We start from the raw sequence: 16,282 nt of genomic DNA, 5'->3' as shown, positions 1-16,282 counted from the left end.
GGACATATCAATGAATGTAGATGTTCATTTTCAAGTGAGTGATGTGTTGAAAACAAAGTATTTTGCCCATGCGAAAGTGTTAGCAGGAGAAAAGGGATTGTTTCGGCAGGTCAGATGGGTTCATGTGTTAGAAGTGCCTGCTGTAGAAGATTTGTTAAATGGGGGAGAGCTCATACTAACAACAGCCGCAGGATTCCATGATCAATTGGATGTGTTTCAAGCATTTTTAAAACAGCTGATCGATTCCGGTGCGGCAGGCTTGTGTATTGAATTTGTTCCGCTCAGATTCGATGTGCCGGAAGAACTGATTGTGTATGCAGAAGAAAGAGATTTTCCGCTGATTTTGTTTACAAAAGAAGTGAAATTCGTCAACATCACACAGCATCTCCATACGATGATGATTGAACGCCAGTATCAAATGATGGCTGATCTAGAAGCACTATCATCAAAGCTGAATGAGCTTTTACTGACTCCCCATCCGCAGATGGATATTTTGGATCAAGTGTATCAGCACGTAAGGGGCATTCTTTTACTCATTCCTGTTCAGGGGGAGCCGATTATTGTATGTGATTCCTCCAAACAAACCGAAGAGCTGGTCATGAATTATTTACATTTTGCTTCCTTGCCAAAAGGATACGAAGTGACCAAAAAAGAAGTGCTTGCACTCAAGCAGACATTTGCTGACCTTGTGCTCATTCATCAAACAAACACACTTTCAGAATTTGAACTGCTCGTAATGGATAAAGGAGCAAATGCTCTGGCCCAGCAAACGCTAAGAGAGCTTTATACAGAAGAATTGAAGAAGACCAAAGAGAACGAATGGCTGCAAAAATGGTTCCAAGAAGAGCATACAGAAAGAGATATATTAGAGCATCTTGAAGAAACAGAAGGATTGAAAAAGCCAACCGGCTGTGTCGTGATGCTCTTTCAAAAGCATCATCAAATCGAAGAAATCGCAGGAAATCTATATTTTCTCGTATCGTGCCGCTCCATCTTTCAGCGTGCGGGTTTCCATTTGATTCCGTATGAGCATCAAGGACAAACCTTGTTTATTTTATTGAACACGAGAAAGAAAGAAGACTGGAAAGAGCGTGCAGAGAAGGCTGCAAGCGACATCAAACAATTGTATGATCGGGAGCAGCCACGCGGAACCGTGATCAATTTTGGCATCGGTCCATATTGTGAGCAGTTTCAGCATATGAGAAAAAGCTTTCAAGCAGCCAAAGAAGTGCTGCATTTAAAGAAAGTGATGCCCCAGCGGGTGGAAAGCCCATTTTATCAAGATTTGCATATGCTCCGTCTCATGCCTGTCATGCAGGAAAGCGGACTGCTTGAATGTATGGTGAAAGAGTATTTGGAGCCTGTGCTTTTATATGATAAGCAAAATAGCGGAAGACTCTATCAAACGCTGAATATCTTTTTACAGACAAACGGTTCTAAAAAGGAAACTGCAAGCCAGCTCTTTATTGTCAGGCAGACCCTTTATCATAGACTAGATAAACTGCATTCATTGCTTGGCGAGGATATGATGCAGGCCCCGAAACGACAGGCGCTTGAATTTGCGATTCTTGCATATGAATTCCTGCAAGGAAATCGCCGTTAACGAGGTTTGTTAGATTTGCTAAGGCACCCGAGTAGAATGTCTTATCGTTCTTTTCAATCAGTTGACGATCTGTCTAATGTAATCAGCCCGGCCCCTTTTTTATAATGAAAGTAACGGTTGGTTCTCTCTTACAGGCGGCCTAGTTTCAGTTTCATATGCCTCCCTTTTTATCCATATAATGAATGGAGAGGCAATGTGCTGCTGAACCGGTCTAAGCTTCTTTAGTGATGAAAACGGATACATGGGGGCGGGAAGATGAAAATACATGAGCAGGCTCAAAATCTTCAGGCGAAAGATGATCAGTTGATCTGGCATCATATGAAAGGGACAAACAAGGAAAATGAAAGCATGGTTATTCACGAGGCAGAAGGCGCATGGGTGACAGATATTCATGGGAATCGCTATTTAGACGGGATGTCAGGTCTTTGGTGTGTAAATGCCGGTTATGGCAGAAAAGAGCTTGCAGAAGCGGCATATAAGCAGCTAAATACAATGCCTTATTATCCGCTGACGCAAAGTCATGTGCCAGCGATTCAATTGGCTGAAAAGCTAAATGAATGGCTTGGAGGGGACTATGTCATCTTCTTTTCTAACAGCGGTTCTGAAGCCAATGAAGCCGCATTTAAGATCGCCAAACAATATCATGCGCAAAAAGGAGAGAGCACAAGAACAAAGTTCATCTCCAGGTATCGGTCGTATCATGGCAATACAGCAGCTGCCCTTGCCGCAACGGGGCAGGCGCAGCGTAAATATAAATATGAACCATTAGGTCAAGGCTTTATCCATGTCGCACCGCCTGATATGTATCGTCATCCTGAGGATCAAGAAACTTTGGCAAGTGCAGCGGCAATCGATCAATCCATGACGTGGGAACTAAGTGAGACCATTGCTGGAGTTATTATGGAGCCGATTATTACAGGCGGCGGTATCTTGATGCCGCCAAAAGGGTATTTGAAGAAGGTTAAAGACATCTGTGAGGCTCATGGGGCGCTTCTCATTGTAGATGAAGTCATCTGCGGCTTTGGCCGGACAGGGAAGCGGTTTGGTTTTATGCATGAAGATGTAAAGCCGGACATCATCACAATGGCAAAAGGAATCACAAGCGGCTATTTACCTCTTTCTGCAACGTGCGTGAAACGAGAAATCTATGAAGCCTACGCAGGGGAAGATACGTATGACAGGCTGCGCCATGTGAATACATTTGGCGGTCACCCTGCTTCCTGTGCGGTTGCCCTTGCGAACTTAGAGATCATGGAAAACGAGAAATTAGTAGAACGGTCTGACACGCTTGGGCAAGACATGCTTGAACGTTTGCAAGAGTTAAAAGAGCATCCATTTGTCGGTGATGTCAGAGGAAAAGGCCTGCTGTTTGGAATTGAGCTTGTCCAGGATCAACAGTCCAAAAAACCAGCTGATCCACAGGTTGTCGGTCAATTGATTGCAGAATGTAAAAAACGCGGACTGATCATTGGGAAAAATGGTGATACGGTTGCCGGCTATAATAACGTTGCCCAGCTTGCACCGCCGCTCAATATAACAGACGAAGACGCCTCATTTATTATGAACACGCTTAAAGAAAGCATGGCACAGTTATAGCAGAGAGATTTCTCTGCTTTTTTCTATGGAAAAAGCACATACGCTGCTAAGTAAAAACGGCATTGGATACACTAGGTGTATTGAAAAATAGAAGAGATTCTATTACTGTTAGGAGATGACTGAACCAATACACTTTGAAGGAGACGGCATATGAGTTTTCATGATCAACCCATTCTACCTGCTGTTCGCAATATGAAGCAATTTGAGGAATTTTTAAAAAGTCCATTTACATATGGGGTCTTACTTGATGTCCATTTAGGCCGGCTAAAAGGCATCATGAATGAGGCAAATGCCCATCATAAAAAAATGTTTGTCCATGTCGATCTCATTCACGGGATCAAACATGATGAGTATGGAACCGAATTTATTTGTCAGGAAATGAAGCCGGCAGGAATCATTTCTACTAGGTCTTCTGTCATAGTAAAAGCCAAGCAAAAAAAGGTATATGCCATTCAGCGAATGTTTTTACTTGATACAAGTGCCATGGAAAAAAGCATGGAGTTCGTAGGGAAACATCGCCCAGATTTTATTGAAGTATTGCCAGGGGTGGTGCCGGATCTCATTACAGAAGTGCGCGAGCGAGCTGGGATTCCAATATTTGCAGGCGGGTTTATCCGTACAAAAGAAGATGTAGAAAGAGCGCTTGAAGCAGGTGCTACAGCTGTGACAACATCGAATACAACCCTTTGGAAAGCGTTCCAAAAGTGAAAAAGATAAAATGTGAAAATTGATTGACAACGTTTTCATCCTCTGATACTATAGCACTAAGTTAATATCATGTGATGGAGAAACGGAGATCCACAACAGCGCTTTACTAGGTGACAAATGACCCTGATGTAAAGTATGTTTGTTGTGGATCTTTTTTCTTTATCTTTTTTACACATTCATAGGGGATGGCAACTGAACCAGAGGAGGAATTTTCATGACACCATTTTGGGGTGAAGTCGTAGGTACAATGCTGCTTATTATTTTTGGAGGCGGTGTATGTGCGGCAGTCAATTTAAAGAAATCGCTCGCATATCAGTCCGGCTGGATTGTAATCGCTTTCGGATGGGGATTTGCAGTAGCCATAGCAGCTTATGCAACAGGTGGAATCAGCGGAGCGCATTTGAATCCTGCACTGACAATCGGGCTTGCGTTAGAAGGAAGTTTTCCTTGGGCTGATGTACCAATGTATATTGCCGGTCAAATGCTTGGCGCATTATTAGGAGCTATTATTGTCTTTTTACATTACTTACCGCACTGGAAAGCAACAGACGATCCAGGTGCAAAGCTGGGTGTATTCTCAACTGGTCCTGCGATTCCGCATACTTTTGCAAACGTACTTAGTGAAGTCATCGGTACATTTGTATTGGTTCTAGGAATCTTAGCGATTGGTGCAAATAAATTCGCAGACGGAATCAATCCGCTGATTGTTGGTTTCTTAATTGTCGCAATTGGTCTTTCATTAGGCGGAACAACTGGTTATGCAATCAATCCTGCACGTGATTTAGGTCCGAGAATTGCTCATGCGATTCTACCGATTCCAGGTAAAGGTCCATCGAATTGGAAGTATGCTTGGGTGCCAGTCGTTGGTCCAATTTTAGGCGGCGCATTTGGCGGTGTTTTCTACAATGCAGCCTTTAAAGCGAACATCACTCCAGCCTTTTGGATTGTAAGCGTTATTTTAGTTGTGGTATTGTTAGGACTCTATGTCTCTACGAAAAATCAAACAAATGCTGTAAATGAAAGTATGTAAGGGGAGGAAAACACCATGGCAAAAGAAAAATATATTCTCGCTTTAGATCAAGGGACAACAAGCTCAAGGGCGATCTTATTTGATCAAGAAGGCAAAATTGCACATACAGCTCAGAAGGAATTTAATCAATATTTTCCGAACCCAGGCTGGGTAGAACATAACGCAAATGAAATTTGGAGCTCTGTTCTATCCGTCATTTCAACTGCTTTAATTGAATCAGGCATTGAAGCAGATCAAATCGCCGGTATCGGCATTACGAACCAGCGTGAGACAGCTGTTGTTTGGGATAAACATACAGGCGCACCTGTTTATAATGCAATTGTTTGGCAGTCTAGACAAACGTCAGGCATTTGTGAAGAGCTAAAAGCGCAAGGACACAATGAAACGTTTAGAAATAAAACAGGTCTTCTCATTGATGCTTATTTCTCAGGGACAAAAGTAAAATGGATTTTAGACAATGTAGAAGGTGCTCGTGAGAAAGCAGAAAATGGCGACTTGCTGTTTGGCACAATCGATACATGGCTCATTTGGAAGATGACAGGCGGTCAATCACACGTCACAGATTACTCCAACGCGTCAAGAACGTTAATGTTCAACATTTACGATCTGAAATGGGATGAAGAACTACTTGATATCCTTGGCGTACCTGCTTCTATGCTTCCGGAGGTAAAACCATCTTCACACATCTATGGTGAAACAACAGACTATCACTTCTTCGGCAGAAATATCCCGATTGCAGGAGCGGCGGGAGACCAGCAGTCTGCACTATTCGGTCAGGCTTGCTTTGAAGAAGGAATGGCAAAGAACACGTATGGTACAGGATGTTTCATGTTGATGAATACAGGGGAAAAAGCAATTAAGTCGGATCATGGTTTATTAACGACAATTGCATGGGGCATTGACGGTAAAGTTGAATATGCTTTAGAAGGAAGTATTTTCGTAGCTGGTTCAGCAATTCAGTGGCTGCGCGACGGGCTGAGAATGTTTAAAGACTCAAAAGACAGCGAAGCCTATGCGGAGCGCGTTGAGTCAACAGAGGGCGTATATGTCGTTCCAGCATTCGTTGGTCTAGGCACACCATACTGGGACAGTGATGTCAGAGGCGCTGTATTCGGATTAACACGCGGTACTTCTAAGGAGCACTTTGTCCGTGCAACGTTAGAATCACTTGCTTATCAAACGAAGGATGTTTTAGATGCGATGGAAAAGGATTCAAACATCTCATTAAAAACTTTGCGTGTAGATGGCGGAGCTGTAAAGAATGATTTCTTAATGGGCTTCCAAAGTGATTTGCTGGATGTACCAGTAGAGCGTCCAGAAATTAATGAAACGACGGCACTCGGTGCGGCCTATCTTGCGGGAATAGCAGTTGGCTTCTGGAACGACCGTTCAGACATTGCAAAACAATGGAATCTTGACAAGCGCTTTGACCCTAAAATGGAAGAGGATAGCCGTGACTCGTTATACAGCGGGTGGAAAAAGGCTGTAAAAGCAGCTCAAGCTTTCAAATAAACCAAAAGTATGGTATACTTCAAGTAAGTTAATAGAACGGTTGGAGAACTGGAGAGACCGCAGGCACCGAAGTGTAGAAATACGCTTTGGGTGTTTGCGGTCTCTTTTTCTTTACCGTACAACATGGGAGGAACAAGAGATGACTTTTTCTAGCTTAGAAAGAGAACAAATGCTGCAGGAAATGACAAAAAAACCATATGATGTGTTTATCATTGGTGGGGGTATTACAGGCGCTGGTACAGCACTTGACGCGGCTTCACGCGGAATGCGTGTCGGTCTTGCAGAAATGCAGGATTTCGCAGCAGGTACGTCTAGCCGCTCAACGAAGCTAGTACACGGCGGGCTTCGTTATTTAAAACAATTTGAAGTGAAAATGGTCGCAGAGGTCGGTAAAGAGCGTGCCATCGTATACGAAAATGGTCCTCATGTTACAACGCCAGAATGGATGCTTCTTCCGATGCATAAAGGCGGGACATTTGGGAAGTTTTCAACCTCTATTGGACTGAGAGTGTATGACTTTTTAGCTGGCGTAAAGCATAGCGAACGCAGAAGCATGCTAAGTGCGAAAGAAACACTTGCAAAAGAACCGCTTGTCAAAAAGGACGGCTTAAAAGGCGGAGGCTACTATGTTGAATACCGTACAGATGATGCACGCCTCACAATCGAAGTGATGAAAGAGGCTGTGAAATTCGGAGCAGAAGCGGTCAACTATGCGAAAGTAAAAGAATTTATTTATGATAAAGGCAAAGTGGTTGGTGTTGTCATTGAAGATGTCATGACGAAGAAAACATACGATGTGTATGCGAAGAAGATCGTCAATGCGACAGGTCCATGGGTAGATCAGCTTAGAGACAAGGATCACTCAAAAGAAGGAAAACACTTACAGCATACAAAAGGAATTCACTTAGTATTCGACCAATCGGTCTTCCCATTAAAACAAGCGATCTACTTTGACACACCTGATAAACGTATGGTCTTTGCCATTCCAAGAGAAGGCAAAACGTACGTTGGAACAACAGATACAGTGTACAAAAAACAGCTGGAGCATCCGCGTATGACAAAAGCGGATCGTGACTATGTTATCCAAGCGATTCAGTACATGTTCCCTGATCTCAATATTACAGAAAAAGATGTGGAGTCCAACTGGGCCGGTCTTCGTCCGCTCATTCATGAAGAGGGCAAAGATCCTTCAGAAATTTCTCGTAAGGATGAAGTGTGGACATCATCTTCAGGCTTAATCACCATTGCTGGTGGTAAATTAACAGGCTATCGCAAAATGGCTGAGCATATTGTCGATCTCGTACGTGATGGATTGAAACAAGAGACTGGCAAAGATTACGGTCCATGTAAAACAAAACATATGCCAATCTCAGGCGGTCATGTAGGCGGATCTAAAAACATGGCAGCTTTTGTTCAAGCGAAAACAGCAGAAGGAGCATCTGTTGGTTTAACAGAACCGATTGCACAAAAACTAGCTGAAAAATATGGTTCAAACGTCAGCAGTGTCTACAAACGAGTAGAGCAGCTTCAAGGGGAAGCAGACAAACGAAACATTCCAGCATATGTGCTGGCAGAGCTTGTTTATGCGATCGAAGAAGAACTAGCTGTAACACCTGTCGATTTCTTCTTAAGAAGAACAGGAAGCCTATTATTTAACATCAATTGGGCAAAAAAATACGCACAGCCTGTTGTTGATTACATGGCAGAGCGTTTTGGGTGGGATGAAGCAGCAAAACAGAAACATCAAACAGAATTAGATCAATTATTCCATGAAGCAGTCGTACCGCTTGATGCAGAATAAAAGGAAAAGCCGATCATGTATCGGCTTTTTTTATATATTCAGCATTTTTTCCAACTGCCAATGATATAGCATGACATAAAGGATGATTCCATATAAAATAATAGTAGATGTTATTTTATTGATGATAAGAGCTGGGGAGGACGACCATGAGTTGGAAGACGAGTTATGAGCGATGGATCAATGAGAAGCACCTGGATACTGAACTAAGGGAATGGCTGGAGACGCATCAAGATGATCATCAAGCACTTGAAGACTGTTTCTACAAAAACCTTGAGTTCGGCACTGGAGGAATGCGCGGTGAGATTGGTGCAGGCACGAACCGAATGAATGTGTATACTGTTCGTAAAGCTTCAGCAGGTCTTGCTGCGTATATTGCGAAACATGGAGAGGATGCAAAAAAAAGAGGCGTCGCCATTGCTTATGATTCACGTCATAAATCGCCTGAATTTGCGATGGAAGCAGCCAAAACACTTGCTTCACAAGGCATTCAAACGTACGTATTCGATGAATTGCGTCCGACACCAGAGCTCTCCTTTGCGGTTCGTGAGCTGCATGCATTTGCTGGAATCGTCGTGACAGCAAGTCATAATCCACCAGAATATAATGGCTATAAAGTCTATGGTGAAGATGGCGGGCAGTTGCCTCCATTTGAAGCAGATCAAGTCATTCAAGAAGTAGATGCAATTGAAAATGAACTGTCGATTTCAGTTGATTCTGAAGAAACGTTGAAACAGCAAGGGCTGATCAAAATGATCGGAAAAGAAATCGACCATGCTTATATTGAAAAATTAAAAACCATAAGTGTGCACCCTGAGCTGGCACATGAGGTCGATGTCAAAGTCGTGTTTACTCCGCTTCATGGGACAGCTAATCATCCTGTCAGAAACGGACTTCAGGCTCTAGGTTATCAGCATGTAACGGTTGTGCCAGAACAGGAAAAACCAGATCCACAGTTCTCAACAGTAACCTCGCCGAACCCAGAGGAGCATGCAGCATTTGAGTATGCCATCAAGCTTGGCGAAAAACAAAATGCCGATATCCTCATTGCCACAGACCCAGATGCTGACAGGTTAGGCATTGCAGTCAGAGATCACGAAGGAGAATTTACCGTCTTAACAGGCAACCAAACAGGCGCCCTGCTGCTCCATTATTTATTGTCTGAAAAACAAAAGCTGGGTCAGCTGCCGCCTCGTCCTGTTGTGATGAAAACCATTGTCACAAGTGAGCTTGGGCGTGCTGTAGCATCAGCTTTTGGGGCCGACACGATAGACACACTTACAGGCTTTAAATTTATTGGAGAAAAAATTAAGCAGTTTGAAAAGAGCGGAGAATACACGTTTCAATTCGGTTATGAAGAGAGCTATGGCTATTTGATCGGTGACTTTGCCCGGGATAAAGATGCGGTGCAGGCGGCACTATTAGCCGTTGAAGTCGCTGCCTTCTATAAAAAACAGGGCAAGTCCTTGTACGACGCGCTTGTCGATATTTTCAAGCAGTTCGGATTTTACCGTGAAGGATTAAAGTCATTAACCTTAAAAGGAAAAGAGGGAGCAGAGCAGATTTCAGCGATCCTTCATACCTTTAGAACAAATCCGCCAGCTGCCATCGCAGGGCAGCGCATCACAGTGATCGAGGATTACCAATCAAGTCAAAGACATCTTGTGGCTGAAAAGAAAGAGGAAACCATTCATCTGCCAGCATCAAACGTGCTGAAATATTTCCTTGAGGACGGTTCGTGGTTCTGCTTAAGACCTTCCGGCACTGAGCCTAAAGTGAAATTTTATATTGCAGTCAAATGCACATCTTTAACAGATAGTGAAGAAAAACTAAAGCATCTGTCAGAAGAAGTGATGAAAGTCGTTTATGATATTGTGGAAGAAACAGCGAAATAACGAAAGACAAGGCCATCGTGTATGAATGCATGATGGCTTTTTTCTCAGTCAAAAGGATGAGAAGAAATCATTCTTTTGGAGAAAGAGCCGCGTGGGGACTCATGGTATAATGAGCGTAATGATAAGTGAAGGCTGTAAATGCCGGGGGTAAACAGTATGGGAGAATACCAAGAGAAGGTTGAAACATTAAAAACGTTAAAAGAAATTGCTGAAAAGCTAAATGAAGGCATGGAAATGAAAGAAACGCTCCATGAAGTGCTCCAAATGCTGATGGATGTCACAGGCTTTCATTCAGCATGGATTTATTTTATAGAAAAAGACGGGTCATATGAACTGATGGCAGAGGTTTCTTTACCTGAAGCACTCGCAAAGCATCAAAAACAGCTCATGTGTCAAAATGATTGTTATTGCATCAACCGATACACAAAAGGCTCACTGCAATCAGCCACCAATATTATGAACTGCAAACGGATTGAAACGGCGATTGAACAAAAGCTTGGGGATACAGAAGGGATTACACATCATGCGACGGTGCCTCTACAAGCATGTAAGCGTACGTTTGGCTTATTAAATGTGGCGGCAAAGGGAAAAGTCACATTTACACAAGAAGAGCTGAATTTGCTTGAAAGCATTGCGCTTCAAATTGGTACAGCGATTCAGCGGATGAAGCTTGTGCAAAATGAACAGCAGCACGCCCTTTTACAAGAAAGAAACCGGCTGGCACAGGATTTACATGATTCTGTCAACCAAATGCTATTCTCTGTGAGTCTGACTGCTAAGGCTGCACGGCAAATGACAAGCGATCAGAATCTAGGGGAAATGATTGATTTTATTCAGCATTTGTCACAAGACGCTCTGATTGAAATGCGGTCACTCATTTGGCAGCTGAGACCAAGAGGCCTTGAAAAAGGGTTTACGACAGCAATTGAAGAGTATGCTCAGCTTTTAGGATTACGCTGCAATTTATCTTTATCAGGCTGTATAGAAATGGATCATTCTCACAATGAAACTTTGTTTCGGGTATGTCAAGAAGCGCTGAATAACTGTCAAAAACATGCGGAAGTAGAAGAAGTCGAGGTCAAACTTGAGCAATCAAAAGACACGTTTGAGATGAAAATCATTGACCTCGGAAAAGGTTTTCAATATGACGAGCAGATGAGCCTTCCTTCACTTGGGCTGAAAGGGATGTCCGACCGCATCCGAAGAGCAGGTGGTACATTTTGTATCCATTCAGAGTTAGGGAAAGGAACAACGATTCATGTAAAAGTGCCATTTTCACAAGAAAGGAAGGGATCGTCATGAGAGTTGTCATTGCAGATGATCATCATATTGTGAGAAAAGGCCTGGTGTTTTTCTTACAGACACAGCCTGATGTGGACATCGTTGGTGAGGCGTCCAATGGGCAAGAGGCATTAGAGGTTGTCAGAGATACTCAGCCTGACATTGTCTTAATGGATTTGTCTATGCCTGTCATGAATGGCATTGAGGCAACGAAACAAATGATGCTGGAAATGCCGGACACCCGCATTGTGATCCTGACAAGCTATGCGGATAAAGATTATGTGATTCCCGCTATTCAAGCAGGGGCGAAAGCCTATCAATTAAAGGATGTAGCACCAGAAAAGCTGCTTTCGACCATGATTGAAGTACAAAATGGCACCTATCAGTTAGATGGTCATATCACGACCTTTCTTGTGCAGCATCTGACAGAGCCAAAAGAGCAGAAATGGGCATTGATGAAAGAGCTGACCAATAGAGAGCGAGATGTTTTATTTGAGATTGCAAAGGGCAAAAGCAACAAAGAAATTGCCTCATCTCTGTTTATTTCTGAAAAGACTGTCAAAACGCACGTATCTCATGTATTATCAAAGCTAGAGCTGGCAGATCGAACCCAGGCGGCTCTGTATGCAGTGGATTATCAAAAAAATCAGCCAAAAGAGCTGCTATGACAGAAAGGATCTTAGTCGTTATGCTAAAACTTTTAAGCGCACATTCAATTCAATGAATTGAATAAAAAAGAGCACAGATGTTGGTTATTTGATGTGCGCTTTTGTGTAAAAAGAGAGGCATGTATAGTCTAATTTCTAATAGAAAAACGTAAAAGACTTGACGAGTGGATGCTCATCAAGTCTTTTTTTATTTTATAGGAGGTGATGAACTGGTCAATCACAGGTGAATTTAAAATGGGAGGGAATCAAAGTGGGAAAATATGAATTAGTAAGTGATTATCGCCATGATGTCAAATTAAAAGAGAGCTTTAATAAGCTTGCGATCGATACATTTGATTTGGATTTTAGTGACTGGTACGAAAGAGGCTATTGGGATGAAAAATATATACCTTATTCCTTTGTACATAACGGGAAGGTAATCTCTAACGCTTCTGTCTATCTTATGTCAGTGATCATTGATGGGCAAACGTATCGAGCAGTTCAAATCGGCACTGTTATGACAGATCAAGCCTATCAGCGTAAAGGATTAGCGGCAAAGTTAATGCAGCATATCATGGATGAATACAAAAATGAGTGTGATGTCATCTTTCTTTTTGCTAATGAAACTGTGTTAGATTTTTATCCGAGATTTGGTTTTACCCGTCATCACGAAAGTGAATTTAGCTTAAATATCAATAAAAGCGCTATTCAAATAAAAAAAGGTGTAGATGTTAAAAAGCTGACATTGGAGCAAGACCTCTCATTACTTGAACGTTTCGCAGAAAAGCGGCAAACTCACTCAATGAAGCTGGATGCTCAGCATCACAGCAGCTTATTGATGTTTTATTTTACATTAGTATGGCCGGATGACATTTTTTATATTGAAGCATTAGATACCATTGTGCTGATGAATGAAGAAAATGAAACGATGCATATGTTTGATATCATCTCGCTTCAAACGCCAAATGTACAAGAAGTTGTAGAAAGCATTGTGAAGGAAACAACGGAAAAAGTGATCTTTTATTTCACGCCTGATACGACAATTGAAGGTTTACACGCGGTTACAAAGCCAAATGACGAGGATGCATTGTTTATTTACACAAAGGAACACTGGGCAAAAGGCCACTTTATGTTTCCCATCACAGCGCACTGCTAATTGTATGTAAAAGGGAGGGCTAAAATAAACTTCATTTTAGCCCTTTTTCTTTATGTGTACATCGGTTGTGAATAAACTTCAGAAGCAGCAGCCTCTGAAGCGTGGTCAATGTACTGCAGGAGCCCATATAAACATTTTTCAACATCTGCATCGTTCCGGTTAAATTGATACGCATGTAAGAAATGCTCAATACGTTTCGAGAGCAAATCATCTTGCGTACGTACCATAAGAATAAGTAAATTATCCCATTGCGAGCGATGCGTATAATAAAGTGCTTTATCATAATCCGCCACATTCATTAAACCTTCTCCTTTCCCTTGAGAAGTCCTCATTAGTTTGCTCGGATCATATCGACTTTTTCAGGGGAAAAGTTGGTGTCCGCATGAATTGCGTACCGGGAATTATAGGCTGAATAAATGCTTCATGTATGAAAAAGGACCAGCCTGCTAAACCTAAACAAAACATATATGAAAGTGAGATCAATGATATCATGCAGCCGAAATGGTGGATGCTTATTGCAGCAGGAATCGTTTTGCTTGGCAGTTTGATGATTCATCCTGCATCAAAAGCAGCGGTGCAGCCGTTTGAAAATTGGGAAAGACTCGCGTACACAGCGTTGAAAGATGAATATAAAGGTGCCGCTTTAAACGATTATCATTACATTGGCCGGACAGAAGTAAATGATGAGCAGACAAAAGATGTGTTTCGCGTAACTGTTAAGGAAGGCACAACTCGCTTTGCAGCACATGCAGAAATTTATTTTCATCCGGTGACCGGTCATTTGATTAGTATTAACGTGTTTCGACTATAAAGAAGCACATTTTTTGTAAAAGGTGCTCGAGGCGTTCTGACAAACCCTCAATAACTGCCTTTACTAGCACGCTCAAAAAAAGACAAAGGGCTAAAATAAAGATCATTTTAGCCCTTTGTCCAACAATTTATTTCGAGATGGATTTACTTCATGCTTCCTTGAAGATAAGCGCGAATATCCACACCAAGTGAATCTGCTAATCGCTGGCCGTAATCTTCATCGGCACGATAGAAATTGCAGATTGCAAGTAATTTTGTTTTGTCATTTACATCTTTCAAATCAGCCGTTAGGTTTTTAATCAATGCTTGTTTCTCTTCCTCAGAGTAGCTTCTATATCTTTCCCCAGCTTGTTTGAAATCGTTCGGTTTTTCAATTTTTTGTCTCACCATACGGTCACCGTGAAGAACTGGCTCACTTTCTTTGTAGTGAGGGTTTTCTTTTGGCTGATCGTCATAACGGTTTGGTTCATAGTTAATATGACCGCTTGGACGAGTCGTTGTCATAAAGCCATCCTGCTGGTTATTGTGTACAGGTGCATAAGGGCAGTTAACCGGAATGCGCATGTAGTTCGCACCAAGACGGTGACGCTGCGTATCAGGATATGAGAACAGACGGCCTTGAAGCAGTTTATCTTCAGATGCCTCAATTCCTGGAACAAATGCACTTGGCGTGAAAGCAGACTGTTCTGTTTCAGCAAAGAAGTTTTCAGGATTGCGGTTGAGTGTCATGCGTCCAACTTTTTGAAGTGGGTAATCTTCCTCGCTCCACGTTTTTGTTGGGTCACATGGATCATAATCAAGTTCATCATAATCGCTAAGCGGCATAAGCTGAACATATAAGTCCCATGCTGGGAAGTTGCCTTTTTCAATGCGGTCATATAAATCTCTTGTCGCATGCTGGAAGTCGTTCGCTTGAATTTCTGCTGCTTCTTCCATAGATAAGTTGTGAATACCTTCAGAAGGTCTCCAGTGATATTTCACATATTTTGCTTCACCGTATTTGTTCACCCATCTAAATGTATGCACACCAGAACCGCGCATTTCAGCGTAGCTTGCAGGGATTCCTTCGTCAGAGAAGAGCCATGTGAGCATATGAGTGGATTCAGGTGTTAAGGTCATAAAATCCCAATAACGGTCAGGATCTTGAATATTGGTTACAGGATCTGGCTTGAGAGAGTGAACCATATCAGGGAATTTCAATGCATCACGAATAAAGAAGATCGGCAAGTTGTTACCAACGAGATCATAGTTGCCTTCTTCTGTATAAAATTTGACAGCAAAGCCGCGCGGGTCACGTAAGGTTTCAGGTGAACCTTTTGGATGAATAACGGTAGAGAAGCGAACGAAAACGTCTGTTTGTTTTCCTTCTTCACTTAAGAAGGCTGCTTTTGTATGTTTCTCCATGCTGTTTTCTACTTCAAACACACCGTAAGCGCCGGCGCCTCTAGCATGAACGACACGTTCTGGAATACGTTCACGATCAAAGTGTGCGAGTTTTTCAATCAAATGGTAATCATCAAGAAAGGTAGGTCCGCGGTGACCAGCTGTTCTTGAGTTTTGGTTATCGCCAACAGGAACGCCTTGGTTCGTTGTCAAATTTTTATGATTTGAATTTGTCATTCTTTTCTCCTCCTGTAAACAAAAAAGTGTTTTCTAGCAATCTATATACCCTAATTATATTGAATCAAACATGATAGTCAATATTTATTTATAATAATTTTAAATAAATTATTATTACAAGAAGGTAAAGAAAAAGACGAAAGAATAAAATTCTTTCGTCTTAAAGCAGGAGCTCCCTGAGAGCATCTTTGTTTTGTGTTAAATCTTTTAGTGTGTATCGGTCAAGAACGCTTAAATAAGCAGTGAGTGCTTCATGAAGTACATGCTTTAATGAACAAATCGGGGAGATGATGCAGCCATTTTTCTTTGGATCAAAGCATTCAACCATGACTAAATCATCCTCTGTATAACGGACAACCTCTCCAATGTTAATGCTTTCTGGGCTTTTTCCAAGCCTGATCCCGCCATTTCTTCCGCGAATGGTGTCTACATACCCGCGTTTTCCAAGATGATAAATCACCTTCGTCAGATGATTTTTAGAAATGCCATAAACATCGGCAATCTGCTGAATATTTGACAGTTCATTGTTTTCTCTTGATGCTAAATAAATGAGTACCCTTAATGAGAAATCTGTGTAATTCGTAAGTTTCATTTTGACGACCTCTAAACCTAATAGAGTTTTGTAT

At 42.0% G+C, this 16,282-nt stretch carries 14 protein-coding genes; 11 read left to right on the top strand and 3 right to left on the bottom strand.

The window, feature by feature from the left end; genetic code table 11:
- The first annotated feature begins 10 nt into the window (after positions 1 to 10).
- The 10 genes from AC3WTB_RS05030 (at position 11) to AC3WTB_RS04985 (ending at position 13,226) form a co-directional block, all read left to right on the top strand.
- Positions 11 to 1,603 carry a PucR family transcriptional regulator gene (locus tag AC3WTB_RS05030; protein ID WP_492333414.1) on the top strand — a complete coding sequence of 531 codons (1,593 nt, stop codon included), beginning with the start codon at positions 11 to 13 and terminating at the stop codon, positions 1,601 to 1,603.
- A gap of 255 nt (positions 1,604 to 1,858) precedes the next feature.
- On the top strand, positions 1,859 to 3,199 hold the full coding sequence (locus tag AC3WTB_RS05025; RefSeq protein ID WP_106025335.1) for an aspartate aminotransferase family protein: 1,341 nt from the start codon (positions 1,859 to 1,861) through the stop codon (positions 3,197 to 3,199).
- Positions 3,200 to 3,349: 150 nt separating this feature from the next.
- On the top strand, positions 3,350 to 3,907 hold the full coding sequence (locus tag AC3WTB_RS05020; RefSeq protein WP_034663739.1) for a glycerol-3-phosphate responsive antiterminator: 558 nt from the start codon (positions 3,350 to 3,352) through the stop codon (positions 3,905 to 3,907).
- 214 nt (positions 3,908 to 4,121) lie between these two features.
- A complete protein-coding gene (locus AC3WTB_RS05015; protein ID WP_039177442.1) occupies positions 4,122 to 4,937 on the top strand; it encodes an MIP/aquaporin family protein in 816 nt (271 codons plus the stop codon).
- 15 nt (positions 4,938 to 4,952) lie between these two features.
- A complete protein-coding gene (gene glpK, locus AC3WTB_RS05010; protein ID WP_039177444.1) occupies positions 4,953 to 6,449 on the top strand; it encodes a glycerol kinase GlpK in 1,497 nt (498 codons plus the stop codon).
- A gap of 139 nt (positions 6,450 to 6,588) precedes the next feature.
- On the top strand, positions 6,589 to 8,250 hold the full coding sequence (gene glpD, locus AC3WTB_RS05005; RefSeq protein ID WP_047202870.1) for a glycerol-3-phosphate dehydrogenase: 1,662 nt from the start codon (positions 6,589 to 6,591) through the stop codon (positions 8,248 to 8,250).
- Positions 8,251 to 8,396: 146 nt separating this feature from the next.
- A complete protein-coding gene (locus tag AC3WTB_RS05000) occupies positions 8,397 to 10,142 on the top strand; it encodes a phospho-sugar mutase (RefSeq protein ID WP_492333413.1) in 1,746 nt (581 codons plus the stop codon).
- A 156-nt stretch (positions 10,143 to 10,298) separates the two neighbouring features.
- Positions 10,299 to 11,444, top strand: coding sequence for a GAF domain-containing sensor histidine kinase (locus tag AC3WTB_RS04995; RefSeq protein ID WP_039177453.1), 1,146 nt, complete (start codon positions 10,299 to 10,301; stop codon positions 11,442 to 11,444).
- Positions 11,441 to 12,091, top strand: a complete 651-nt coding sequence (locus AC3WTB_RS04990; RefSeq protein WP_059375321.1) for a response regulator — start codon at positions 11,441 to 11,443, stop codon at positions 12,089 to 12,091. Before AC3WTB_RS04995 ends, AC3WTB_RS04990 begins: the two co-directional genes overlap by 4 nt.
- A 250-nt stretch (positions 12,092 to 12,341) precedes the next feature.
- A complete protein-coding gene (locus AC3WTB_RS04985) occupies positions 12,342 to 13,226 on the top strand; it encodes a GNAT family N-acetyltransferase (protein ID WP_059375363.1) in 885 nt (294 codons plus the stop codon).
- Between the two features lie 50 nt (positions 13,227 to 13,276).
- Here the strand turns inward: AC3WTB_RS04985 and AC3WTB_RS04980 are convergent, their stop codons facing one another.
- Positions 13,277 to 13,525: a YhdB family protein gene (locus AC3WTB_RS04980; RefSeq protein WP_024426598.1), complete on the bottom strand. Its 249-nt coding sequence runs from the start codon at positions 13,523 to 13,525 to the stop codon at positions 13,277 to 13,279.
- Positions 13,526 to 13,716: 191 nt separating this feature from the next.
- Here AC3WTB_RS04980 and AC3WTB_RS04975 point away from each other — a divergent pair, with 191 nt between their 5' ends.
- Positions 13,717 to 14,037, top strand: coding sequence for a YqzG/YhdC family protein (locus AC3WTB_RS04975; RefSeq protein WP_371412180.1), 321 nt, complete (start codon positions 13,717 to 13,719; stop codon positions 14,035 to 14,037).
- Positions 14,038 to 14,180: 143 nt separating this feature from the next.
- Here the strand turns inward: AC3WTB_RS04975 and AC3WTB_RS04970 are convergent, their stop codons facing one another.
- Entirely contained in the window at positions 14,181 to 15,656 is a 1,476-nt protein-coding gene (locus tag AC3WTB_RS04970) for a catalase (RefSeq protein ID WP_039177466.1), read from the bottom strand.
- Positions 15,657 to 15,816: 160 nt separating this feature from the next.
- Positions 15,817 to 16,248, bottom strand: coding sequence for an Rrf2 family transcriptional regulator (locus AC3WTB_RS04965; RefSeq protein ID WP_039177468.1), 432 nt, complete (start codon positions 16,246 to 16,248; stop codon positions 15,817 to 15,819).
- Between the last annotated feature and the right edge of the window lie 34 nt (positions 16,249 to 16,282).

It is taken from the genome of Bacillus sp. EB106-04-04-XG123, from assembly GCF_058791855.1.
Note: the sequence above shows the minus strand (reverse complement) of the source record. Positions and strands in the feature narration are given on the sequence as shown.